Source organism: Posidoniimonas polymericola, from assembly GCF_007859935.1.
Lineage (GTDB): Bacteria > Planctomycetota > Planctomycetia > Pirellulales > Lacipirellulaceae > Posidoniimonas > Posidoniimonas polymericola.
Window position 1 is genome coordinate 76,844 of sequence record NZ_SJPO01000007.1, and the last position, 22,656, is coordinate 99,499.

Below are 22,656 nucleotides of genomic sequence, written 5' to 3' on the forward strand. Positions count from 1 at the left end.
CACGGACACCAAGATCGAGATCCAAGATGCGCACAAAACTAACTATAATTGGCTCGCTGGGGCTGGTCGCGTTTGCTCTGCAAACGTCGGTCGTCCTCGGCCAGGGGCCGGGCACGGCCAACTACTGGCTCCCGGCGGATGATACCTACACTTCCTCCAACGACGCGGCCTGGAGCATCGGCTTCGTGCCGGACTTCAACTTCGACGAGGCCGCGGTCGTCACGACCAACGACAACGCCACGACGCCGCTGGCCCGCGTCTCAGGTTCCTTGAGCACCCAGCCGGGCGCCTTGTACATCGGCGAGCTGATCGGCGAGAGCGGCGCCGTGCGGGTGGAGAGCGGCGGCAACCTGACCATCGGCTACCTGACCGGCAATTCGGCCCTCGGCGGCGTCAACGTCGGGCTCGGGGGCGTCGGCTTCCTTGATGTGCTGCCCGGCGGCACGCTCGACGGCGGCTACCTAACGCTCGGCGGGCAGGGGGGCAGCGTCGCCACGCTCGGCGGCACGGCCGCTGGCGTAACGTCGGTCACTATCCAGGGCGGCGGCGGCAACGACGGCGGCGAGTTCGGCACCACCATCGGCGCCCAGAACACGCTCCGCGTCGTCGGCCCGAACGTCGACTACAACACGTTCACCTTCCAGCTGGCGAGCGGCGGCACGCTCGCCGCCGGCATCACCGGCGCGTCGCACTCGATCATCAAATCGACCAACGCAGTCGGCATCAACGGCACGCTGCGGCTCGACTTCGACGGCGTCACCCCCACTGTGGGCGACAGCTGGGACCTGTTCGACACGCCGGGCGTGAACGGCGCCTTCTCCTCCATCGAGGCCACCGGCGCGGCGGCGCTGCCGATCGGCCAGACCTACGTGTTCAGCTCGGCCGCCGACGGAGCAAGCACGCACGGTGTGGTTGGCCGGGTATCGGTTGAGCAGAGGCTGGTGCTCAGCGTCAACCGAGACACGGGCGCCGTGGCGATCCAGAACGGCGCCATGCCGGTCAGCTTCGACGGCTACTCGATCAGCTCGCAGTTCGGCGCCCTGAACCCTTCCAGCTGGAACAGCCTCGACGACCAGGGCGTGAGCGACTGGCGCGAGTCGCCGGCCAACGGATCCGGCACGCGTCTCAGCGAGCTGAAGCCGACGACGTCTACCGCGGTGTCGGCCGGGCCGGGCTTTAACCTCGGCAATGTGTTCGACTACGCCACGCCGACCGAGTTTGGCGCCGAGACCGAAGACCTCGCGTTCGAGTACTACACCGAAGCCGGCGACAAGTTCCAGGGGACGATCATTTACGAGGGGATCAAGTTTAACAACAACCTGCTGCTCGTGGTCGACCCCGCGGACGGCCAGGCCCAGCTGGTGAACGACTCGTCGTTCGACATCAACCTGGACGGTTACTGGATCTCCTCGGTGTCGGGATCGCTGCAGGGCGGCAACGGCGACTGGAACAGCCTCGACGACCAGAACGCCGCCGGCGGCGCCTGGACCGAGGCCAACCCGACCGCCAACAACCTGGTCGAGCTCCAGGCGCAAGGCGACACCATGCTGGCCGCGGGCGCCCGGTACAACCTGGGCACGCTGTTCGACACCGCCGGCGAGCAGGACCTGGTGCTGCGGTACCTGTTCCCCGAGGACGAGACCTTCACCCGGTTCGGGGCGGTCGACTACCGCGCGGTAGACGGCGGTCTGACCGGCGATTACAACGGCGACGGCGTCGTTAACGCGGCCGACTACACCGTCTGGCGCGACGCCGACGGCAGCAGCGTCCCGCCGGGAACGGGCGCCGACGGCAGCGGCGACGGCCTTGTCAACGGCGCCGACTACGACCTGTGGGTCGCCAACTACGGGGCATCGGTCGGTGCGAGTGTCGTGACTACGCCGACTGCGACGCCAGAGCCCTCGGCTCTGGTCGTACTGCTGTTCGTTTCGGCGGCCGCCTGCAATGCCAGGATGCGGGCGTCTCGCTAAGGCGGACGAAAGCGGGCAGTGAGCCGTCGTGCCTGTCCCGGGAAACCGGGCGGGCACGCGGCTTATTCGCCTTCCGCGGCCGCCGCAAGCCGCCTAGCCTATCGATAGCATCCCTCCCCTCTACCACGTCCGCGACCCACCAATGCTAAACAGACTGCCAGCGTATCGGACCCCCACTAGCTTCCTCCGCGTCACGCTGGGGGCCGCTGCCCTGTGGGCCGGCGGGCTGGTCGAGCGGGGAGCCGCCGAGGTCGCGGCGACGCGGTTGAGCTGCGAGTGCCGCACAGATCCGCTTGGCGTCGACCGCCCGCAGCCCGAGCTGGCGTGGATCGTTGAGTCGGCAGAACGCGGACAGTCGCAGTCGGCCTACCGGGTGATTGTGGCCAGCAGCGAGGAGCAGCTCAAAGAGAACGCCGGCGACTTGTGGGACTCGGGCAAGGTCGACAGCAACGCCACCTACGCGGTCCGCTACGCGGGCCGGCCGCTCGAGTCGCACCAGCAGTGCTACTGGAAGGTAATGGCGTGGGACGCACACGGAGAGCCCGGCCCCTGGAGTGACCCGTCGGTGTGGACCGCCGGCCTGCTAAAGCAGGGCGATTGGGCCGGCGAGTGGATCGGCTACGACGCCGCCCGCGGAGCCATCAGCGACCCCCCGGCCGTCGACCTCGACGGCGCCCGGTGGATCCGCGTGGCGACCAAGCAGGAGAAGCAGCCGCCCAAAGGGAAGAGCGACTACGTCGGCTTGTGGGAGCTGCCGCAGGGCGTCGAGCTCCGCACCGCCCAGCTGGCCGTCATGTGCGACGACCGCTGCCAGGTGAAGATCAACGGCGCGCTGGCTGTCAGCGCGGTGACGCTTTCGACGCCGAAGACCGAAGAGGTGGTCGGGTTCCTCCGCCCCGGCAAGAACCGCGTCGAGGTGGCCTGCACGAACGACTCCGAGGGCCACACCGGGATCTGCCTGAAGCTGACGGCAGAGACCTACAGCGGCGAGGTGTTCGTGCTCACCACCGACGGCCGGTGGACCGCGGTCTCGCGCAACGAGTCGGGCGACCAGCAGCCGCTGCTCGCCGAGATTGTCGGCCCGTTCGGCTGCGAGCCCTGGGGCCGGCCCGCGTACCGCCGGGACCTGTCCTCGCCGCCCGTCTACCTCCGGTCCGACTTCGCGGTCGACAAGCCGGTGCGGCGCGCGACCGCGTACTTTGCTTCGCTCGGCTGGGCCGACTTTTCGATCAACGGCCAGCCGGTCAAGTCCGACTACTTCAGCTCGGGCTGGACCGACTACCGCAAGCGGGTCTACTACCGCGCGTACGACGCGACCGACCTGGTCCGCGCCGGCGGCAACGCGATCGGCCTGGTGCTGACCGACGGCTGGTACTCCGGCCACGTCGCGTGGGGCATGCAGCGCGGCCACTACGGCGAGCACCCGCGCGTCCGCGTGATGCTCCGCATCGAGTACGAGGACGGCGACACCCAGACCGTCGCGACCGACCGCCGCTGGAAGGCCAGCGTCGACGGGCCGAAGCGGGTCGCCGACCCGCTGGTCGGCGAGGAGTACGACGCCACCCGCGAGATGCCGGGCTGGGACGAGTCAGGGTTCGCCGACGCCGACTGGCGGGAGGTGGTCGCGGGCGCCGATGTCGACCCGGCGATCGAGTGGCACCCCGGTCCGCCGGTGGTAGAGATCGCCCGCTTCGCCCCCCGCTCGGTCACCGAGCCCAAGCCGGGCGTTTTTGTCTATGACCTGGGGCAGAACTTTGCTGGGGTGGCCGAGCTCAAGATCAGCGGCCGCGCCGGCCAGCGGGTCCGGGTACGGTTCGCGGAGCGGCTTGCGCCGGACGGCATGGTGTACACGGACAACCTCCGCATGGCCCGCGCGACCGACATCTACACCTGCCGCGGCGACGGGGTCGAGACCTGGCGCCCGACGCAGACCTTCCACGGCTTCCAGTACGTCGAGCTGACCGGCGTCGAGGCGCCGCCCACCGACGCGGTGACCGGCATTGCGATCAGCAGCGACACGCCGGTCGTCGGCGAGTTCGAGTGCTCCGACCCCGCGCTCAACCGGCTGTTCCAGAACGTGCTGTGGACCCAGCGGGCCAACTTTGTTGACGTGCCCACCGACTGCCCGCAACGCGACGAGCGGCTCGGCTGGACCGGCGACGCCCAGGTCTACGTGCACACCGCCTGCCTGACGTCCGACGTGCAGGCCTTCTTCCGCAAGTGGCTGGTCGACATGGTGGACGCCCAGGAGCCGAACGGGCAGTTTCCGAAGGTCGCCCCCGTGGTCGCCGACCAAGCGGACGGCGGCCCCGCTTGGAGCGAGGCGGGCGTCATTTGTCCGTGGGAGATCTACTCGGTCTACCACGACCGCACGCTGCTCGAGCAGCAGTACCCCGCCATGGCGCGGTACGTCGAGTTCTGCCGCAACCGCTCGATGAACGGCGTGCTGCCGCCCGACCGGTTCCACTGCTTCGGCGACTGGCTGAGCGTCAACGCCAACACGCCCAATGAGGTGATCTACACCGCGTACTACGCCCGCAGCGCCGACATCGTCAGCAAGGCGGCGGCCGTGCTCGGCCGCGACGACGACGCGCAGCGGTACCGTGAGCTGTTCGCGCAGATCAAGCAGGCGTTCAACGACGAGTACGTCTCGGCCGACGGCCGGGTCCGGGGCGACACCCAGTGCGGCTACGTCCTGGCGATCGGCTACGACCTGCTCGACGGCCCGACGCGCGAGCAGGCCGCTCGCCATCTGGTGGACGACATCCGGGCGCGGGGCTGGAAGCTGTCGACCGGGTTCATCGGCACCAAGGACCTGATGATGGTGCTGTCGGAGATCGGCCGCCACGACGTCGCGCTGCGTCTGCTGCACCAGGAGCAGTACCCCGGTTGGTTGTTCTCGATCAACCACGGCGCCACCAGCATCTGGGAACGCTGGGACGGCTGGACCCCGGAGCGTGGGTTCCAGGACCCCGGCATGAACTCCTTCGCCCACTACTCGTTCGGCGCGGTCTACGGCTGGATGGCCGAGAACCTGGGGGGCATCCGCGGAGCGGAGCCCGGCTTCGGGGAGTTGGTCATCGAGCCGACCTTCGACCCGCGGCTCGACTTCTGCCGGGTCTCTTACGACAGCCTGCACGGCCCGATCAGGACCGAGTGGCGGCGCGACAACGGCAAACGCCGGCTCGACTTGCGGGTCCCGGCGAACGCCGGTGCGACCGTAAGGCTGCGGGGCGTCTCGGTCGCCGACGTCCGCGTGGACGGCAAGCCGCTCGCCGAGGCGGGACTCGACGCCCGGGACGCGGTCACCGAGTACCCGGACAGCGGCGCCGGCGCCACGCCCCGGGTCGCGACGGCGGTATTCCAGGTCCCGTCAGGTGAGTACCAGATCGAAACGCCCATCCCTGCGCAAGAAGCCGCGGGCGACCCGGGTCTGGGCGGCTAAGGAAGCCGGAACGCTGCTCCGCAGTCGCGGCCAGTTTTCGGTAGCAATTAGGCCAGCCCCTGTGTTCCAATAGAAGCACGATCGTCGCTCTGGGGGAGTGGTGCGCTGCAACGTGACGCCGGTGTGGTGCTCAGTTGATGCCCGCGACTTTTGTCCGCTCTCACGTGCAGAAGGGGACAAAAGTCGGCGGAAGCGGTTCGCTTCGGTTGCCGCAACTGCTTGCTGCTAAGGGGCTTGCGAAGGATCGGGCCCGGGGTATGGCCCTACTTTTGTCCCTAGGAATGGATGCGCCAGGTAGGGACAAAAGTCGCCGGGGAGCCGATTCGGTTTTGCCGCTAGTTGGCCCCTCTGCGGGTCCACTCACGCGGCGACCGCCGGCGATTGGTCGCTGGTTGAGGAGGCGGGCTCGGGTAGAGGACGGCGGGCCAGCGGGCCGAACGGCATCAGCGGGAAGCCCGGCGTCGTGGCCTGGTAGGCTCGGTAGCTGTCGCCGAGGTAGAACGCGAGCCGCTGGTCCTTCAAGCAGCTGCCGACAAACAGGTACACGGTCCAGACCGCCGTCAGCACGACGTGGTCGAGCGACATCCGCGGCGTGAACCACACCAGCCCCATGAAGCTGAGGTACACCGGGTGCCGCCACAGCAGGTACGCGCCCCGCGGGGTGAACGTCCGCCGCGGCGGCTGCTGGCGCCGCGCCCAGTAGAGCCACGGTGTGAGCCCGGTCTGGTAGCCAAGGCCCGTCAGGTGCAGGCTGTAGAACAGCGCCGCCCACGAGGCGTAGAAGCCGGCCTGAACCGCCAGGCGGAGCGGACCGGTGAGATTCCACACCACCTGCTCGCTCCCCTGCCACAACCCGAACACCACGAGCAGCGAGGTGCAGGTCACCACCGTGTAGAACAACCCGTAGAACGCCTGGGGGATCCGCTTGGCCAGCGACTTGCGTACCGACGGCAGCAGCAGCACGCTGTGCGGTGCGGCGAAGAACACCGCCAGGCCAATGTCGAACCCCAGGCCGCCCCATTCTTGGCCGCCCGACCCGGCGCCGCGGCCCTCCTTGAGGAACCAGAACAGATGCCAGACCGTGAAGACAAAGAGCAGGTGCGTCGCGACGCCCGCGGCGAGACCGAGGCGTCGGTTGGTGGTGGCGTGGTGCATTCGTTCCCTCGAGCGAGTTTTCCTAATTGAGTGTCGTCCCTGTTGTGCGTTTACTGCGGCTTGCGGGCCACAAAGCAGCCGTACTCCATTGCCCCGCTGCGGTAGGCGTCGAGGATGGTCTGGAACCGGTCGAGGAAGATGATCTGCTGGCGGTCGATCAACTTGGCGGCGCCGTACATGCGGAACCGCAGCACGCGGTCGCGGCAGATCTCCCAGGTGCGGTCGACGTTGCGGGTCCAGTCTTCGGCGACCTCGACCTCGAGGCCCGCGTCCCGCATCCACTGCTGGTACTCGGCGCTGGTCGCCAGCGAGGGGCAGAACATCCCCTCGCAGACGTCGTACACCTGCTGCCGCTTAGCCTCGTCGAGGTCGGGCCCGGCGAGCCAGGCGCAGATTGCCATCGCGCCGCCCGGCTTGACCCACTCGGCCGCCCGGCGGACAAACTCCGGTTTGTCGGTCAGGTGCTCGGTGCACTCGATGCTCCAGACGGCGTCGAACTCGCCGGGTCGGAACTCCACCTGCTCGGCGTCGGCGCAGAGGAAGCGGGTGCGGCTCCGCAGGCCGTGCCGCGTCGCGGCGAGCGAGGCCCAGCGTTTCTGGAAGGGGCTGATGGTCACCCCGGTGACGTGGCAGTCGTGCAGCTTGGCGAGCCGGCGGGACGAGCCCCCCATGCCGCAGCCGATGTCGACCACGCGGCTGCCGCGGGCGATGCTGGCGGCGGCGGCCAGCTTGTCGGTCAGCTGGTCCTGGGCGACCTCGGGCGACTCGTCGGCGTCCCAGTAGCCGTGGTGGATGTGCCGCCCCCACAGCAAGCGGTAAAAGAGCGTCGACACGTTGTAGTGCCGGCGGATGGTTTTCTTTTGGATACCGGGGCAGCTGATCATGGGGGAGCAATCTCAATGAGGAGGTGGCAGCGATCGACCATTCTAGCCGCCAGAGCCGGCGTCGGGCGCGACCCAGACGTCGCCCCAGATCGAGATCTCGTCCGCCACGCCGATGGCGCCGAACGCCTTGGAGAACGGTGTCATGCCGAAGTCGGTCTGCTTGATGCGGAAGCCGCCGCGGGCGTGCTGCCAGCCCTTGGCCATCTCGACCTCGACCGGGAACTCGAGCGGGCGGGTGGCGCTCTGCAGGGTGAAGTCCCCCTTAAGCAGGTACTGGGGCAGCCCGCGCTTACTCGGCTGGCTCATCGCCTGGGCCGACTTCACGACAAACTTAGCGGTCGGGAACTTGGCCACGTTCAGCACCTGGGCGCTCCGCATGTTGTCGGTGACCTGCTGCTGCGTCGACTCGGACGAGGTCCCCTCGAGTCCGACGTACTTGCGGGCCGGCTCCGCGTCGGCGGTGAAGGTCGCCATGTCGAACACGATGTCGCCGGCGTTCTGGGCCGCGCCGAGGTGCAGCTTGCCGCTCTTCAGCATGCCCACCACGCCGTGCTCGTGGCCAAAGCCCGACTTACCGACCAGGGCGTACACGCGGCTGCTCTGCAGGTAGATGTCGCCCGGCGCCACGGCGGGCGCGGCGGTGGCCGCCGCCTGCTGGGCCCGCGCGGGGGCTGGCGCCAGCAACGCGGCTAGCAGAAACAGGGCGAACAACCTAGTCGCAGAGCGATAGTCCATTGTTTGAATCCTCGTGCGTCGTGCGTGAAGGAGTAGCGTAAGCAGCGTGGTGCTAGGTGGGAAGTCCAGCATCGGCGAATGGGTCTTCGGTTGGCTCGTCGAGTGTGCCGCCGCGGGGGGAGAACCAGGGGTAGACCGCGGGGATCACCAAGCAGGTAAGCAGCGAGCTCGTGACCAACCCACCAATAACGACCGTTGCTAGCGGCCGCTGGATCTCGGCGCCGTCGCTCGACGACAGGGCCATCGGGAGGAACCCGAGGCTCGCCACCATGGCGGTCATGAGCACCGGCCGCAGGCGGCTCTCGGCGGCCCGGCCGGCGGCTTCGCGGGGCGTCGCGCCCTGCTGGCGCCGGCGTTCGGCGTCGCTGGTCCAGACCAGCCCGTTGAGCACCGCCACGCCGAACAGCGCAATAAACCCAACGCCCGCCGCGATGCTGAACGGCATGCCCCGCGACGCCAACGCGAAGACGCCGCCGCTCGCCGCGAAGGGCACACACAAGAAGATCAGCGACGCCAGGCTCACCGAACCGAAGCTGGCGTGCAGGAGCATGAATATCATCAGCAGCACGATCGGGGTGATAAGCATCAGCCGCCGGCTGGCCGACTGCAGGTTCTCGAAGTCGCCGCCCCAGTCGATTTCGTACCCGGACGGCAGCTCGACGTTCTGGGCGATCGCCCGCTGCGCCTCGCCAACAAAGCTCGCGACGTCGCGGCCGCGGACGTTGGCCGATACGAACGTGCGTCGGCGGCCGTTGTCGTGCTCGACCGTGGGTGGGGTCTCCTCCAGCCGGATGTCGGCCAGCTCACCCAGCGGGATCGGCTTGCCGCCGGCGGAGCTGACCGGAAGCTGCGCCAGGAGCGTCTGGTCGGCGCGCCACGCTTCCGGCAGACGCACCAGGATCGGGAATCGGGCGCGGCCGTCCAGCACGTTGCCGACGCTGCGGCCGCCGACCGCGGCCACGACGTCCATCACCTCGGCGGCGTCGACGCCGTACCGCGCGAGGGTGTCGCGACGCGGCTCGATCGTCAGCGTGGCGAGGGTCGACTGGATGTCGGCCTTCACGTCGGCGGCGCCGGGGATGCGGCGCAGCTCGCGCTCGATCTCCTTGGACTTCTCGGCGAGCACGTCGAGGTCGTCGCCGTACAGCAGGATCGCGACGTCCGCCTTGACGCCGGCCACCAGCTCGTCGACGCGCATCTCGATCGGCTGGGTGAAGCCGAACGCCACGCCGGGGACCCGCGCGTTGAGCGCGACCTCCATGTCGGCAATCAGCTCTTCCCGTGACTTGGCGGCGGGCCACTCCTCCTTGGGGTGCAGCATGACCCAGACGTCGGTCTGGTGGACGCCCATCACGTCGTTGGCGATCTCCGGGCGGCCGGTCTTGCAGAACACGGTCTTGATCTCGGGCAGCTCGAGCAGGGTGGTCTCGATCTGCCGGGCCATGTCCTCGGCGCCCTCGAGCGACGCCGTGGGGAGTCGGGCCGCCTCGACCAGGAGGTCGCCCTCGTTGAGTCGCGGCATGAACTCCGCGCCCAGACCCAACCCGATCGGCACGCTCACCAGCACCACGCAAATGGCGACCAGGGCCGTGGCCCAAGGCATGCGGATGGCCATCCGCACCATCGGCAGGTACACGACCTTGAGCAACCGGATCGGCCAGACGTCGTGGTGGCTTACCCTGCGCGGCAGGCCGAGCGAGGCGAGCGCCGGCATCAGGGTCAGCGAGATCACCAGCGAGCCGAGCAGCGCGAACAGCACGGTCATCGCCATCGGTCGGAACAGCTTGCCCTCGGTCCCCTCCAGCATCAGCACGGGGACGTACACCACCGCGATGATCAGCTCGCCGAACATGGTTGGACCGCGGACCTCGATTGCGGCGTCGCGGATGACGCGTAGCCGGCTGACGCCCGGCGGGCTCTCCGCCAAACGGCTCACGCAGTTCTCGACCATAATCACCGACGAGTCGACCACCAGGCCAAAGTCGATGGCGCCCAGGCTCATCAGGCTCGCCGAGACGCCCATCGCCAGCATGACGTTGGTGGCGAACAGCATCGAGAGCGGGATCGCGAGCGCCACGATCAGCCCGGCGCGCAGGCTGCCGAGGGTCATCAGCAGCACCAGGGTGACCAGGGCCCCGCCGACCGCCAGGTTCTCGAGCACCGTGTGCAGGGTGCGGTCGATGAGGTCCTCGCGGTCGTAGATGATATCGATCTCGACATCTCGGGGCAGGGTCTTCTGCACCTCGGCGATACGCTGCTTGACCCGCGACACCACCCGGCGACTGTTCTCGCCGATCCGCATCATCACCATGCCGGTGACCGCTTCACCGCGGCCGTCGCGGCTGACGGCGCCCTGCCGGGCCATCGGCGCGAGCCGCACGTCGGCGACGTCGCCGACGAGCAGCGGGGGGGCGTTTGCCGAGCGTTTGAGGACTACCTGCCGGAGGTCGTCGAGGGTGCGGAGCAGCGCCTCGCCGCGGATGAAGCGTTGCTCCTGGTGGTGCACCACGTAGCCGCCGCCGGCGTTGGCGTTGCTGGCTTCGATACGCTGGTAGATCTCGCCGAGGGTCACCCCGTGCTGGTTCATCAGGTCGGGGTCGGGCCGGACCTCGTAGGTCTTGTAGAAGCCGCCCATCGTGTTGACCTCGGTGACCCCTTTGACCTCACGCAGCCGCGGCGAGACCTCCCAATCGAGCATCGTCCGCAGCTCCATCGGGGAGCGCGCCGTGCTCCGCAGCTCGAACTGCAGGATCTCACCGAGCGCGGTGGTCATCGGTCCGAGCTCCGGAGGACCGTACTGCTCTGGGATCTGCGACGCCGCCTGGGCGAGCCGCTGGCTCACCAGGTTGGTGGCGAAGTAGATGTCCGTTCCTTCCTCGAACACGATCGTGATGACCGACAGGCCGAACTTCGACACGCTCCGCACCTCAGCGACGTCGGCTAGGCCGCCCATCGTCCACTCGATGGGGTAAGTCACCTGCCGCTCGACCTCGACCGGCGGGAGCGAGCCGGCGCTGGTGATGACGGTCACCTGGGTGTTGGTGAGGTCGGGCACCGCGTCGATCGGCAGCAGCAGGGCGCTGCGCATCCCGGCGCCGGCGACCAGCAACGCCCCGACGATCACGACAAACCGGTTGCGGAGTGAGAACTCGATCAGGTTGGTAAGCACGGCTATTCCTCCCCGGCGAGCAGCAGCTCGCTCTTAAGGAAGAACGCGCCCTGGCTCACGACCTGGTCGCCGGCCCGCAGCGGCGAGCAGAGCTCAACCCGCCCGTCGAACCGCCTGCCGAGCTTCACCGGGGTGAGCCTGAAGGCGTCGCCGTCGGGAACAAACACCGCCGGCACCCCATCGACGTCGACCACCGCCGAGTCGGGCGCGACGAGCGTCTCGGCCGCTTCGGAGGTGGGGACCTGCACCCGGGCGAACATACCAGGGCGGAGGGCGGGTTGGGTGTTCTCGAACTCGGCGACCAGCGGTGCGGACCCTGCATCGGGGTCGATCTGCCGGCCGAGGTAGCGGACCCTGGCCTCCCAGCGGTCGCCGCCGGTGGCCGGCGTCGAAACCAGGACGGTCGCGCCCGGTTCGAGGTGCAGCCGCCGCCAGTCACCGCCACGGATGTCTGCCTCGACCCACAGGCGGTCCGTGTTGGCGACAATGAACAGCTCGTCGCCGGTTGCGACCCGCTCGGAGCGGGAGAAATTTCGGCGTTCCACGACGCCGGCGATCGGGGACACCACCTTGACGACCGACAGCTCCGCCTCGTCCGCAGGAACGAGCTCCTGGTCGGCGTTGCCGGCGAGGCCCAGCAGGGTCGCAAGCTCTTGCTTGGCGATCTGCGCCCGGCGTGCGGCGGCTTCGGCCGCCGCGCGGGCGCGGTCGAGGTCCTGGGTCGCCTCGAAACCGGCCTGCTCGATCTCAGCGAGGAACGAGGCCCCGGCGACCCGGGCGGCGCTCTGGCGTCGGGCCAGCTCGCGTCCGCTGAGGACGCCCCCGCCGCGGCTTGAATCGGCCAGTTGTTCGGCGAGCTGCTTCTCGTTGAGCGCGGCGAGCAGCTTGGCGCGGTGGTCGCCGAGCCGGTCGGACCGGAGGGAAGTCTCGATCTGCTCGGCCCCTTCGCCGCTCTGCACCAGGTAGATCAGCTTCTGCACGCCAGCGGCGGTGGCCTCGCGCCAATCGAGTTCCCGGGCGGCGAGCTGGGCGTCGGTTTGAAGTTGCATCAGCTCGGTCCGGGCCAAGCCCGCCTTGGGGCAACGCATGACGGCGAGCGTCTGTCCCGGCAGGACGGAGTCGCCCGGCTGTACGAGCACCGATTGCAGGGCGCCGGCGGCCGCGGCGGCGATCGCCACGTGCTGCGTCTCGTCGTAGGCGATCCGGCCAGGCAGGGTGAGCGTCGTGTGGAGCCGCTCCGTGTGGAGCGACGCCAGCTCGATCCCGGCGGCGGCCCGCTCGTCGGGGTGCAGGCTCACGGCGTCGGGCGGCGCGTTGTCGGGCGGCGCGTTGTCGGCGTATGGCGCGGAGCCCCCGCTGTGGGCGTCGTGGCCTGATTGAGTCCAGAGGTAGACGGCGCCCGCCACCGCGACTGCGGCGGCGAGGAGGGATAGCAGGCGGAGCATGACGACTTCGTCCAGGGGGCTAACCGGGTCCCGTGCTTATCCGAGGCTGCGGCTTGGAAGCGGCAGCACACGGTTGCAGTGGGACTCGAAGCGGAGGAACGCTCCGACGGCGACACGTCCCGCGCGGGGGACTTGGTGTCGGAGCTACGCGGCAGAAAGACTGCGGCGCTCCTATAGCCTAAGAACCTGGCAATCGGCGAGGCTCGCGGGGCGGCAGGGCAGACGGTCTAAATCCTGCCGCGAGCCGTGGGAGAAGTGCACGAACTGCGTTGGGACGAGAAGTTCGCTGCTGTGAGCGGCGTCCCACGCCAAGTCGGTCCGGGTCTTCTGATGCCCGGCAGACTCTGCCAGGATCACCGAGTCGGGCGCCGGGTGGTCCTCGTCGCACGGGGGGGCGCCGCCGTTCGGCGCGTCGTCATGACCCGAGGCGTCCGAGCACAGCGCCAGGGCGACGTCACTCCAGGCGTTGTGGTCTAGGCAGCCGCACGGGCAGCCGCCAAGCTGGTACAGGCCCGCCAGCACCAAGCAGATTCGCAACGGAGTTTGCAGAAGGATGGCACCCATGTCGCCAAGGCTAGCTGGGCGCGAGCGGAGCGTCAAGCGGAATCGAGCGAGTCGAGCCCCACCCGCTCGCGCTCGGGAGTTCGGCAACGAGCAGGGCTAGTCGAACAGGTCGGCAGACGGCTGTGCGTCGTTGGCGCTGACGGCGTACGCCATCGCGATCTCATCGAGCTTGTCTCGCAAGAACACGACATGCCCGTCGATATAGCCGGAGTTGACTCCGCCCGGGTGGAGGCTGCGGGGCGCCGACGAGAGGTAGCCCCGCGGGCCGAGGGTCCGGTTCCAGCGCACGCAGGGCATCCCCTCCGCGGCGGCGTCCTTGCTTTGCTGTTCGCCGCAGATGCTGAGCACGTCGGCGTTGGGGGACTGTGAATTGGGACGCTGGGTCTCGCCGATGCTGTCGGGGCTGGCGACGAACGGCGCGGTTTGGTCGAGCTCGTAGGCGTCCGTGCCGTCGTCGTCGTGCCCCAACTTCCACCCGGCCGGGTGCATGTCGAACGCCAGCAGGCTCGCGCCGTTCCACGGGACCGACCAGACGCCCCGCTCGTCGAGTTCGTCGTCGCGGGTGCGGACCTCGCTGAAGCAGAGAGTGTGGCTGGCGCCGTCGATCACTGCGGCCAGGGACTGCCCACCGCCGACGAGCGCGCCACGATAGACCTGCTGCATGTCGACGTGGAAGGGGCTGGTGTAGGCGGCGTAGTTGCCCTTGGCGAAGCCTCTGTCGAGCGTCAGCACGGTGTGACGGAAGACGCGATTGGCCGGGCTGTCACTCGGGCACGCGTACACAGACAAGAACTGCTCCGGGCCGCGTTGGGGCTGGCGGACGATCGGGATGGCCACGTCGAACAGGTCGGATTCTGCAGAACGTTCGAGGTAGGGCAGGATCAGCACTCCCCAACCGATCTGGGATCCGGAGTAAGGGTTGAAGACCTCGACATCAAACTCGGCGTCGCGGCGCATCCTCACCAAGCCAGACGGCGGCAGCCTCTGGTGGGTCGACTCGTAGTTGAGCGTCGCCAGTGCGATCTGGTGCAGGTTGTTGGCGCACTGCAGCCGCCGCGCCGATTCGCGTGACGACTGAACCGCCGGCAGCAGCAATGCAATCAAGACCCCGATGATCGCAATCACGACCAGCAGTTCTACCAGGGTGAACGCACGCGGCCTGCGGCTCAGGTGAAGCTTTGCCATCGCGCCCTGACGGGAGAGAGTAGGGGACGCTGGCCGGGCTCGGTTGCGGGCTCGCCCGCGTCCGGCGTGGTCGTCGGATCGGTTGGCCGCGTCGGCGTCGAGATTGCTCGGCTGGCGTCGGTGTAGAGCAGGGCAAGCGCCGCATCGTGCTCCGCGGGGAACGGGTCTGCTAAAAGCTTGGCGGGACGACGCGTCGAACGCCGCGGTTGCAGCGACGTCCCCTGCAGCGAGGCGCCGTCAAACGGAGCGGCGGCCGCGGCAGTGTCTGGCTGGGGCGGCGTTGCTGTAGTGAAAGTCAAGACCGGGGCGGCGATGGCCTCGACCGTCGGGGCCGTCTGCTGTGCCGCCGCGAAGGCCTCCCGCCACCCCGTGTAGTCGGCTGAATTGACGACCATGTCGCGGTTGCCGTCGGCTACCAGGTCGGTTGTCGAGCCGTAGCTGGCGCGCCACAGGGCAGAGTCTGCCTGGTCGACGACGCCATCGCCGGTGTAGTCGCCGGTGATCCCCGACCCCACGACCAGGTAGGCCGTGCCCGGGGTCGCGTTCTGTTGGAAGTCGAGCGCCGAATAAGTGAAGGAATCGGAGCCCACGTAGCCGGCATCCGGCGTGTAGTGCACCTCGCCGTTCGGGTCGAGCTGCAGCGTGCCGTGCTGCGGCCCCTCACCCAGCACGGCGACAAACTCCATCCCCTCGGGGTCGATGTCGTTAGCGAGGACGTTGAACACCCCTTCGGCCGCGGCCGCCTCGCTAGGCGACGGGGTTGCGAGGATATCGAAGCGGTCGTCCTGCGTGAGGATCGGCCCGTTCGCGCCGGCCTGCGCCCAAACCCACGACCACCAGTCGCCCAGCAGAAGATTGACCAGCTCCGTGAGCGGCAGCGTCGGCTCGTCCGGCAGCGAGCCGACGAAGTCATCCCACAGGTAAGGGTCGGCGGACAGGAAATCGCCCGGGTAGCAGTAGAAGCCGGCTAGCTCTGGGTCGGGGCACGCAAACGGGTGGCTGGTCGGGTCCGAGGGGTCGCCGACAAACGGGTCGGAGAGGGTGCGGGAGATGAGGCTGTAGGTGATCTCGGGGAGCGTGCCGGACGAGAGCGAGGCGGCGAACACCTCGATCGAGTAGGTCCCCGGCGCCAGCAGCACGGCGGGCGCGGTCCGCGTGTCGCCGAGCGGCGCCGCGACAGTCGCCTGGGCCTCTCCGTTTGCGTCCTTGATCACGGCAATGACCGAAGTGGGCGCGGTCGTCGGGACGGCGGCAGCGGCCAATCCGAAGTGGAATAGCTGGGGCTCGCCGATGTAGAGGGTGTGCTCCTGGACGCCGTTCTCGGCCCCGACGGTCCCCGCCCCGACCTCCGTCACTGTGGCCGGGTCCGCGGCGAACGTAATGGTGAGGTCGTAGTTCCCTTCCGTGAAGGGGCCAGCATCTCCCGCCGGCGAAACGCTCACGAAGTACTCTTTGTTGGCCGCGACGCCTGTCACCTGCACAACCAGCAGCCCGCCGCCGTTGGCGATCACCTGCGTTGGGACGCGCGCCTGATTGTCGTCAAGCACCTCGACCTGGGGGATCAGGCCGCCCGCCGACAACGATCGGACCGACAGAAACATCGCGCCGAGCGGCCCGACGGCGGCCTTGGGCGACTTAATGCTGTAGTAGTCGACGTCGGTCGGCCCGGCGATGCTGCCGAGCACGTCGTACCGCGTCGAGTCGACGAAGCCGGTCGAGGTGCTCAGCTCGGTGCTGGCGCCCGGCGTCTCGTTGGAGCCGCCATCTTCGCCGAAGAAGTCGTCGGAGTCGTTGTTGTCGAAGAGGTCGCGGAGGTCCTCGGTCGACAGCGTCCGGTAGCGGCCGCTGGTTAACTCGTCAATCACCGCGGCGTCGACTGTGTTGAGGGAGTCGAACGTCACAGCGAGTGAGTACCCCCCGACCTCGAACACCCCGGGGGCGGCGCCGTCTACCCGGAATACAAACGCGTCCTGTTCGGGGGAGATCGGCAGCGAAATCGTCAACAGCGACCCGCCCAGTTCGGTTGACGACGCCTGCGACAGCGGCTGCCCCGTGGAGTCGAGCACGGCCAACGACGGCTGGAGCAGGCTCACGCCGCTGGTCCGCAGCCGGACCGTCATCGCGCCCGTATAGTCGCCGGGGGCGTCGATCTTGAAGTAGTCGACGTCGGCCGCGTTGTGGAGGTCGCCGAAGGCGATCGTGGGCGCCGACCCTTCACTGGCTTCGTCGACACGCGCGAGATCGAGCGACGCAGCGTTGGCGAGCGAGTCGTTGTCAGTAGCTCCGCCGGGCCCCGACTCCTCCAGCGCGTCCGGGGCCCGCACGCCGTGCAGCGCCTGCAGCGCGGCGATGTCGGCCGCGGTTGGCGGATGGACCACCGGGGCCTCGCCGAAGTAGAGCGGGGAGTTGGGGTCGGTGCTGTCCTTGAGCCCAAAGACATTGCCCGCCTCGTGGGTCAGGACCGCTAGCACGTCGTCGACCGAGGCGTAGTTGAATGACGAGTTCACCACGACATCGGCCCACCAGGTCCCCGGCGCGGCGTTATCGATCGGCACCGAGACCGCGCCCACCTCGGGCGACAACGCCGTGGCGCCGATGCGGATGTCCCCGAAGCGCTCGTCGTGCTGGGTCGCGCCGGGCGTGCCGAACGCCTGCCCCCCGTCGGCGACCACGGCGATGTCGGCGTTGGTGTGCACGGCCCAGGTTTGGAAAGCAGTGAGCACCGCCTCACGCCAAGCGGCGTTCGGGGCGAGGGCGTCGAGCCTCGCGTTGAGCGTGCTCGGGGCGGCGCCGATCTCGGTCCCGTCGGGGGCAAAGCTGAGCGTGAAGTGCGGGTCGACCCCCGTCAGCACGCCGCCGGCGTCCAGCGCGAGGCGGTCCTCGAGTCGCTCGAATCGGCCGCGGTAGCGGCGGGCGGTACTGGTGGAGTTCGATCGGGTCATCGGTGGTGTTCGGACGAGTCTCGGCTAGTTGGCGCCTGGGCCGCCAAGGATTTCACGTTTAGCAGTTGCGAGGTCGCGGTAGGCGTCGGCCAACCGGCGGAACTTGTCGGTCGATCGCAGGGTCTTGAGGTCTGGGTCGACCGCCGCCCGGGCGAACAGCCGAGGGTCCTGGTCGAGGGCCTGTGACAGGAGCCGGAGGCCGCAGTCGGAATCGGCATTGGTGGTCGCCGCGGTGAGCGACAATGCGCACGCGCACTGCAACCGGATAAGCGGCGAGTCGCTCTTCGCCAGCGCCAGCTTGACGTCTTTCAGGCTCTCATCACGCAGGCCTTGTCGCGCCTTCAGCACCGCTCGGCCAGCGAACGCCGACGCGTCGCCGGGGTTGGCGGCGGTCAGGGCGTCGAGGGCCCGCATTGCGTCGTCCTGCAAGTCTAGGCGGTCGGCCGACACATAGACGATGTTCTTCAGGGCGTCCCGCGAACCACGGTAGAGTCGCAAGGCGGTCTGGAAATCGGCGAGCGCCGCTCTGGGGTCGTCTGCGAGCCGGGCGATCCCGCGGGCGACCCAGCCTGCTTCGTCAACCGGCACAAGAGCGAGGGCCGCCTGGAGGTCCCGCTTGGCGCCGTCGAGGTCGCCTGCGCCGCGACGCAGGCGCGACCGCAGCAAGTAGGCCCGGGGCGGGGCGTTGCCGGTGGCGATGGCAGCGTCGAAGTCGTGCAGCGCCTTGTCGGGCTGCCCCAGCGCCTGGCGGGCCAGCCCTCGGTTGAGCATTGCGCACACGAGGCTAGGACGCAGCTCGAGCACCGCGTCGAGATCGGCGATTGCCTCGGCGTGGCGGCCGCGTTGGCTCCGGCACAAAGCCCGGTTGTACGACGCGATGTACGACCGCGGCTGCAGCGAATGCGACAGCGTGAACGCCGCCTCGGCGTCCGCAAACTCGCCCAGGGCCGCCAACGCGTTGCCGGTCAGCAGCCAGGCGACCGGGTCGGTGGGAGTCTGAGTGAGCACCGCCGACAACGACGCAGACGCCGCGCGGTAGGCGCCGCTCTCGAGTTGCTGCTGCGCGTCGAGGTAGGACTCGATGTGGCTCGCGTGGCTCACCCCAAACGCCGGTGCGGCCGGCAAGTCGTCTGCCATCAGCGAAGCAATCGCCTCGCGTTGAACGCGTGCGGCGGCTGCGTCGGCGCCCAGAATCCCGGTCGCCAGGTCGTTGGCCGCCAGGGCCCTCTCGAGGCCCGCCCGGTTTGGCTCGACGCCTCGGCTCAGCAGCAGCTCGCCGCGGGCGACGTAGTAGGCGAGTTCGGCCAGATCGCCGTAAAGGCGGCGCCGGTGCTCGGGCGTCAGACGTCGCACCTCGTTCGATTGCAGCCAATTGGGCTCGCTGACGTACTCGTCGAGCGCGGCCTCGCCCTGCGTGACGCCGTCGCGGAGCAGCTCGAGGTCGGTGTTGGGAACGCTCAGTGATAGCCGAGCCGGCGTCAGCCGTTCCTGGAACGAGGCGAAGTGGGCGTTTGCTTCGAGGGTCTTCAAGTAGTCGGTGCGGCTGACCCACAGCAACGCCACCGCCGCGAGCAGGGCGGCCGACATGGCGGCCACGGCGCCGCCCGACGCGATGCGGGGGTGCCTGCGCCGCCACTTCTGGCAGCGTTCCCGCCAGGACGGGTTGGACGCGTGCCGCAGCGGCAGCGAGTCCAGGTGTCGGTCGAGATCCTCAGCCAGGTCGTCCGCCGACGCGTAGCGATCGCTCGGCTTGGGGGCCAAGCACTTCGCCACGAGGGCGTCGAGCGAGGCGGGTACGGTTGGTTCAAGCGACGACGCGGGCGGCGGAGGGACGCTGCGCTGGGTCTGCGCCTCGACAAAGGCGTCGTCGCCTGTGCGGTCGAGGTCGGCAAACGGTCGGCGTCCGGTGAGGGTCTCGAACAGGATGACGCCGAGCGAGTAGAGGTCGCACGCCTCGCCGATCGGCCCGCCAGTCTGCACCGCGAGCAGGTGCTCGGGCGCCATGTAAGGAACCGTGCCGCCGACCGTCAGCGACTCCTTGTCGAGGGCGGTCGCGTCGTCGGAGAGGTTGAAGTCGAGGAGCAGTGGGCGGCCGTCGTCGCCGATGAGGACGTTCGCCGGTTTCAGGTCGCGGTGAACGATCCCACGCTGGTGCGCGTGGGCCAGCGCCAGAGCCAGGTCCCGGACCAATTGAACCGCGTCGTCAATGACAAGCCGGCGGTGTTCGCTCGACTGCTGCTGAGTGACCAAGGCGGGTTGGGGCGATCCGTGCGGCGCCGCTTTGCGTGCGGCCCGAATAGTCTTTTCGTGGCGGCGGGCGACCGTGCTGCGGAGGGCGACATCGGGCGCCTCGCCGCGGAGCACATCGGCGAGGGTGCGGTCGCCGCGGTACGGCATGCAGACCGCGGTCAAACCGCCCGACTCGTGGACCGAGTAGATCGGGACGATGCCGGTGTGCTGCAACCGTGCCAGGTGCTCGGGCTCCACCGATCGGCGACGCGAGACCTTGAGCGCTACCGGTCGGTGGGCGAGGTCGTTCTGCTCGGCGAGGAACACGGTGGCGAAGGCCCCGCGCCCCAACTCTCGCAGCAGCCGGAAACCGGCGAGTGAGTCGCCAACGGCGGGCAGGGTCACGCCGTCCGCGCGACGCCCTACCTCGCCAGTCAGCGAGGGGGCCTCGACCCGCGGCCAGGCGTCGGTCGGTGTCCCAAACCGGTCGGCGTACTCGTCGCGCGACACCTGCTCGCCCGCTTGGCGACGCAGGCGAAACTCCTCGTACGCCGCCTCGCTGAGCAGCGCGGGGTCGTCGAACAGCTCGGGCGTTTCGTCGCGGTAATCGGCGAGCGGCCGTGGCCGACCCTGCTCCCACCGCCGCTCTAGGTCCACCCGCACTAGCTCGACCGCGACGCGGCAGCGCAGTGGGTGGCCCGCCGCGGGGAGGAAGCGGGCCAGTGCGACAACGCCGCCATCGCCGGCGGCCTGCTCGTAGCGTTCGACGTACTCCGCCACCTCGGTCCAGGCTTCTGGCGCAAGCGACGGCGTGCTGCGGGATTGGATCACGCTAGTTGTCTCCCGCGTCGATGAGCGACCGCAGCCGCTCACGGAACTGCTGCAGGGTCCGTTCTACTGTCCGCTTCGAACGGCCCGACAGCGCGGCGACCTCCGCGACCTCGTGCCCCTCGATCCGCAGCTCGATGATCTGCCGGTTTGACTCGGGGAGGTCGCTGATCAGGTCGGCGACCACCATCCGCAGGCTGCTGTAGGCGAGCTGGTCGTCTTGCGAGACTGCGTTGGAGGTGGATTCGTTCTCCTGCACCGACCACGTCCGCGATACGTCGCGTTTCTGGGCGCGATGCCGCCCCGCCAGGTCCCGCAGCTTGTGGAGCGAGAGCACCAGCAGCAGCCTCCAGAGCTCTTCGCCGGCGGGCACGTCGTAGTAGCCGGTCGAGGCGCGGCGGAAGAACGTGCGGAAGACCGATTGCACGACGTCCTCGGGGTCGAACCGCGCCGCGAGGTCCGCCCCGGTCTGCTTCGACGCCAACGCCTGCAGCCGCCGCGCGTAGCGGACGTAGATTTCGGTCGCGGCGTCCTGCTCGCCCGACCGGAAGCGGCGCAGCAGCGAGCGGTCGGAGAGTGAGGATTGGGCGCTGATGGGAGGAGGCGTCGTCATAAGGCTTGGAGGCTTCTAGCAATGAGGAGCCGCGACCCTCCAGTATATCCGCCAGGCTTTTTTGGCAATTACGGAGGTGAGGAGGAAAATCACCCTTTTTCGGTCAAATGTGGCGGTCTCGTCCGGCGGCCGGGGCTCTTCCTGACAGACGACCGATCGCCCGCCACAACGGCGACTGATCGTCGGGACCCCCTCACGTACAGACCCACTTACGGAGCCACACAAATGCGACTCTTCACCGCCGCCGCCGTCGCGGCGCTCCTCGCCACGCCGCTAGCGAGGGCCTCGATCTACGGAACAATGTCTAACTTCGACGTCTTCAATGAGACCGAGACCGAGGTCCACGGCGCCGAGATCGAGCTCGAGGGCATCCACCCGGAAGGCGTCAGCCGATTCTTTCCGGCGCATTTTGCGAACAAGACCATCAGCTCCTACGACGACGGCGCCGGCTCCTTTGGCGTCCGGGTCGTCTACGAAGGCTACAACTTCGGCGGCCAAGAGTTCCTTGCCCCCACGGTAGGGCAGTCGACCAACGGGCACACCTGTGTCGGCACTCCCGGGTGCGAGCACTTCGGCTTCTCGACGGTCGGCGCCCAACCTTCCGCCTCTAATTTTTTCTGGCTCGACGTCAACGGGAACCGTATTGGGAGCGGGCCGGAGCAGGTGCCGGTCCCGACCTGGTCGTACGTCGCGAACGGCGGCGGCAACCCGATCCTGCGGGCCGAGGTTGAGCCGGTCGAGGTCATCGAGCAGAAGCCCGACTCGGTCTGGATGAAGGTCTTCAAGACCGAGATCGAACGGGCGGTCGACCTGGCGGAGCTGATGTCCGGCAACGGCATTGTGCCCGAGGGCATCGGCGAGACCGAAACCGAGTGGGAGCTGCTCGAGGGCGGCAAGATGGACCAGGCCGAGGACGAGATCGACGAGGAGAAGGTCCACGCGATCATCCGCAGGTACGAGTACTACGAGTATACCGGCCCGTACGATGAGGAGAACGAGCCGATCTCGCTGTTCCTGGACCAGGACCTGCCGGAGCCGCCGGCCGGTGAGCTTGGGCAGTTTATCTCCGCGAACATGGTGGCGGCCAACCTGGCCCCGCCCGACCGGGTCTACGGCGACTTTAACGGCGACGGCCTTGTGAACGCCGCCGACTATACCGCCTGGCGGGACAACTACGGTTCGGAAGACCACTACCTCGCCGACGGCGACGATGACGGCATGATCGACGACGACGACCGGGGCGTCTGGTCGGACCACTACGGCCATGTGCTCGACGCGCCGCCTGCCGCGGCCGGCGTGCCCGAGCCCGCTGCGGCGTCGCTGCTGCTGCTGGCGATTGGCGGTTGCAGCCGCCGGCGACGCTAGCTGCAAACAATTTCAGACGGGGCACTACGACCCTGGGCGCAGGCCCAGGGTCGTTTTCTGTTTGGCCGCCGACCCGCAGAACGCCAACGGTCAACCGCGACCGCCGAGGTTCGTCTATCCATCGAAT

13 protein-coding genes are annotated in these 22,656 nt (G+C 68.7%); 3 read left to right on the forward strand and 10 right to left on the reverse strand.

Annotation, left to right across the window (positions count from 1 at the left end):
• Positions 1-26 precede the first annotated feature (26 nt).
• Positions 27-1,970 (forward strand): hypothetical protein, encoded by a 1,944-nt coding sequence (locus Pla123a_RS14995; RefSeq protein WP_146588366.1) that lies wholly within the window; start codon positions 27-29, stop codon positions 1,968-1,970.
• 142 nt (positions 1,971-2,112) lie between these two features.
• Positions 2,113-5,415, forward strand: coding sequence for an alpha-L-rhamnosidase (locus tag Pla123a_RS15000; RefSeq protein ID WP_146588368.1), 3,303 nt, complete (start codon positions 2,113-2,115; stop codon positions 5,413-5,415).
• Between the two features lie 360 nt (positions 5,416-5,775).
• On the opposite strand, the gene Pla123a_RS15005 is transcribed toward Pla123a_RS15000, so the two are convergent.
• The 10 genes from Pla123a_RS15005 to Pla123a_RS15050 all read right to left on the reverse strand — a co-directional run bounded on the left by Pla123a_RS15005 (position 5,776) and on the right by Pla123a_RS15050 (position 21,164).
• Entirely contained in the window at positions 5,776-6,570 is a 795-nt protein-coding gene (locus tag Pla123a_RS15005; protein ID WP_146588371.1) for an NnrU family protein, read from the reverse strand.
• Positions 6,571-6,620: 50 nt separating this feature from the next.
• Positions 6,621-7,454, reverse strand: coding sequence for a class I SAM-dependent methyltransferase (locus Pla123a_RS15010; RefSeq protein ID WP_146588373.1), 834 nt, complete (start codon positions 7,452-7,454; stop codon positions 6,621-6,623).
• Positions 7,455-7,496: 42 nt separating this feature from the next.
• Positions 7,497-8,189: a YceI family protein gene (locus tag Pla123a_RS15015; protein ID WP_197527988.1), complete on the reverse strand. Its 693-nt coding sequence runs from the start codon at positions 8,187-8,189 to the stop codon at positions 7,497-7,499.
• Positions 8,190-8,241: 52 nt separating this feature from the next.
• Positions 8,242-11,358 (reverse strand): efflux RND transporter permease subunit, encoded by a 3,117-nt coding sequence (locus tag Pla123a_RS15020; RefSeq protein ID WP_231956487.1) that lies wholly within the window; start codon positions 11,356-11,358, stop codon positions 8,242-8,244.
• Between the two features lie 2 nt (positions 11,359-11,360).
• Positions 11,361-12,803, reverse strand: coding sequence for an efflux RND transporter periplasmic adaptor subunit (locus Pla123a_RS15025; protein WP_146588379.1), 1,443 nt, complete (start codon positions 12,801-12,803; stop codon positions 11,361-11,363).
• A 171-nt stretch (positions 12,804-12,974) separates the two neighbouring features.
• Positions 12,975-13,367 (reverse strand): hypothetical protein, encoded by a 393-nt coding sequence (locus tag Pla123a_RS15030; RefSeq protein ID WP_146588381.1) that lies wholly within the window; start codon positions 13,365-13,367, stop codon positions 12,975-12,977.
• Positions 13,368-13,463: 96 nt separating this feature from the next.
• Positions 13,464-14,552: a DUF1559 domain-containing protein gene (locus tag Pla123a_RS15035; protein WP_146588382.1), complete on the reverse strand. Its 1,089-nt coding sequence runs from the start codon at positions 14,550-14,552 to the stop codon at positions 13,464-13,466.
• The gene (locus tag Pla123a_RS15040) at positions 14,534-17,494 is read right to left on the reverse strand and encodes an Ig-like domain-containing protein (protein WP_146588384.1); all 2,961 of its coding nucleotides are present in this window, start codon (positions 17,492-17,494) and stop codon (positions 14,534-14,536) included. The genes Pla123a_RS15035 and Pla123a_RS15040 overlap by 19 nt, the downstream gene beginning before the upstream one ends.
• Positions 17,495-17,518: 24 nt before the next feature.
• Positions 17,519-20,554, reverse strand: coding sequence for a serine/threonine-protein kinase (locus tag Pla123a_RS15045; protein WP_197527989.1), 3,036 nt, complete (start codon positions 20,552-20,554; stop codon positions 17,519-17,521).
• 1 nt (position 20,555) lies between these two features.
• Entirely contained in the window at positions 20,556-21,164 is a 609-nt protein-coding gene (locus Pla123a_RS15050) for an RNA polymerase sigma factor (RefSeq protein WP_146588388.1), read from the reverse strand.
• A 225-nt stretch (positions 21,165-21,389) separates the two neighbouring features.
• Between Pla123a_RS15050 and Pla123a_RS15055 the strand changes: the two genes are divergently transcribed.
• Positions 21,390-22,529 carry a PEP-CTERM sorting domain-containing protein gene (locus Pla123a_RS15055; RefSeq protein WP_197527990.1) on the forward strand — a complete coding sequence of 380 codons (1,140 nt, stop codon included), beginning with the start codon at positions 21,390-21,392 and terminating at the stop codon, positions 22,527-22,529.
• Positions 22,530-22,656: the final 127 nt, after the last annotated feature.

Coding starts and splice junctions, on each gene's coding strand:
- Pla123a_RS14995 (WP_146588366.1), top strand. CDS start 27: ATGCGCACAAAACTAACTATAATTGGCTCGCTGGGGCTGGTCGCGTTT.
- Pla123a_RS15000 (WP_146588368.1), top strand. CDS start 2,113: ATGCTAAACAGACTGCCAGCGTATCGGACCCCCACTAGCTTCCTCCGC.
- Pla123a_RS15005 (WP_146588371.1), bottom strand. CDS start 6,570: ATGCACCACGCCACCACCAACCGACGCCTCGGTCTCGCCGCGGGCGTC.
- Pla123a_RS15010 (WP_146588373.1), bottom strand. CDS start 7,454: ATGATCAGCTGCCCCGGTATCCAAAAGAAAACCATCCGCCGGCACTAC.
- Pla123a_RS15015 (WP_197527988.1), bottom strand. CDS start 8,189: ATGGACTATCGCTCTGCGACTAGGTTGTTCGCCCTGTTTCTGCTAGCC.
- Pla123a_RS15025 (WP_146588379.1), bottom strand. CDS start 12,803: ATGCTCCGCCTGCTATCCCTCCTCGCCGCCGCAGTCGCGGTGGCGGGC.
- Pla123a_RS15030 (WP_146588381.1), bottom strand. CDS start 13,367: ATGGGTGCCATCCTTCTGCAAACTCCGTTGCGAATCTGCTTGGTGCTG.
- Pla123a_RS15035 (WP_146588382.1), bottom strand. CDS start 14,552: ATGGCAAAGCTTCACCTGAGCCGCAGGCCGCGTGCGTTCACCCTGGTA.
- Pla123a_RS15040 (WP_146588384.1), bottom strand. CDS start 17,494: ATGACCCGATCGAACTCCACCAGTACCGCCCGCCGCTACCGCGGCCGA.
- Pla123a_RS15050 (WP_146588388.1), bottom strand. CDS start 21,164: ATGACGACGCCTCCTCCCATCAGCGCCCAATCCTCACTCTCCGACCGC.
- Pla123a_RS15055 (WP_197527990.1), top strand. CDS start 21,390: ATGCGACTCTTCACCGCCGCCGCCGTCGCGGCGCTCCTCGCCACGCCG.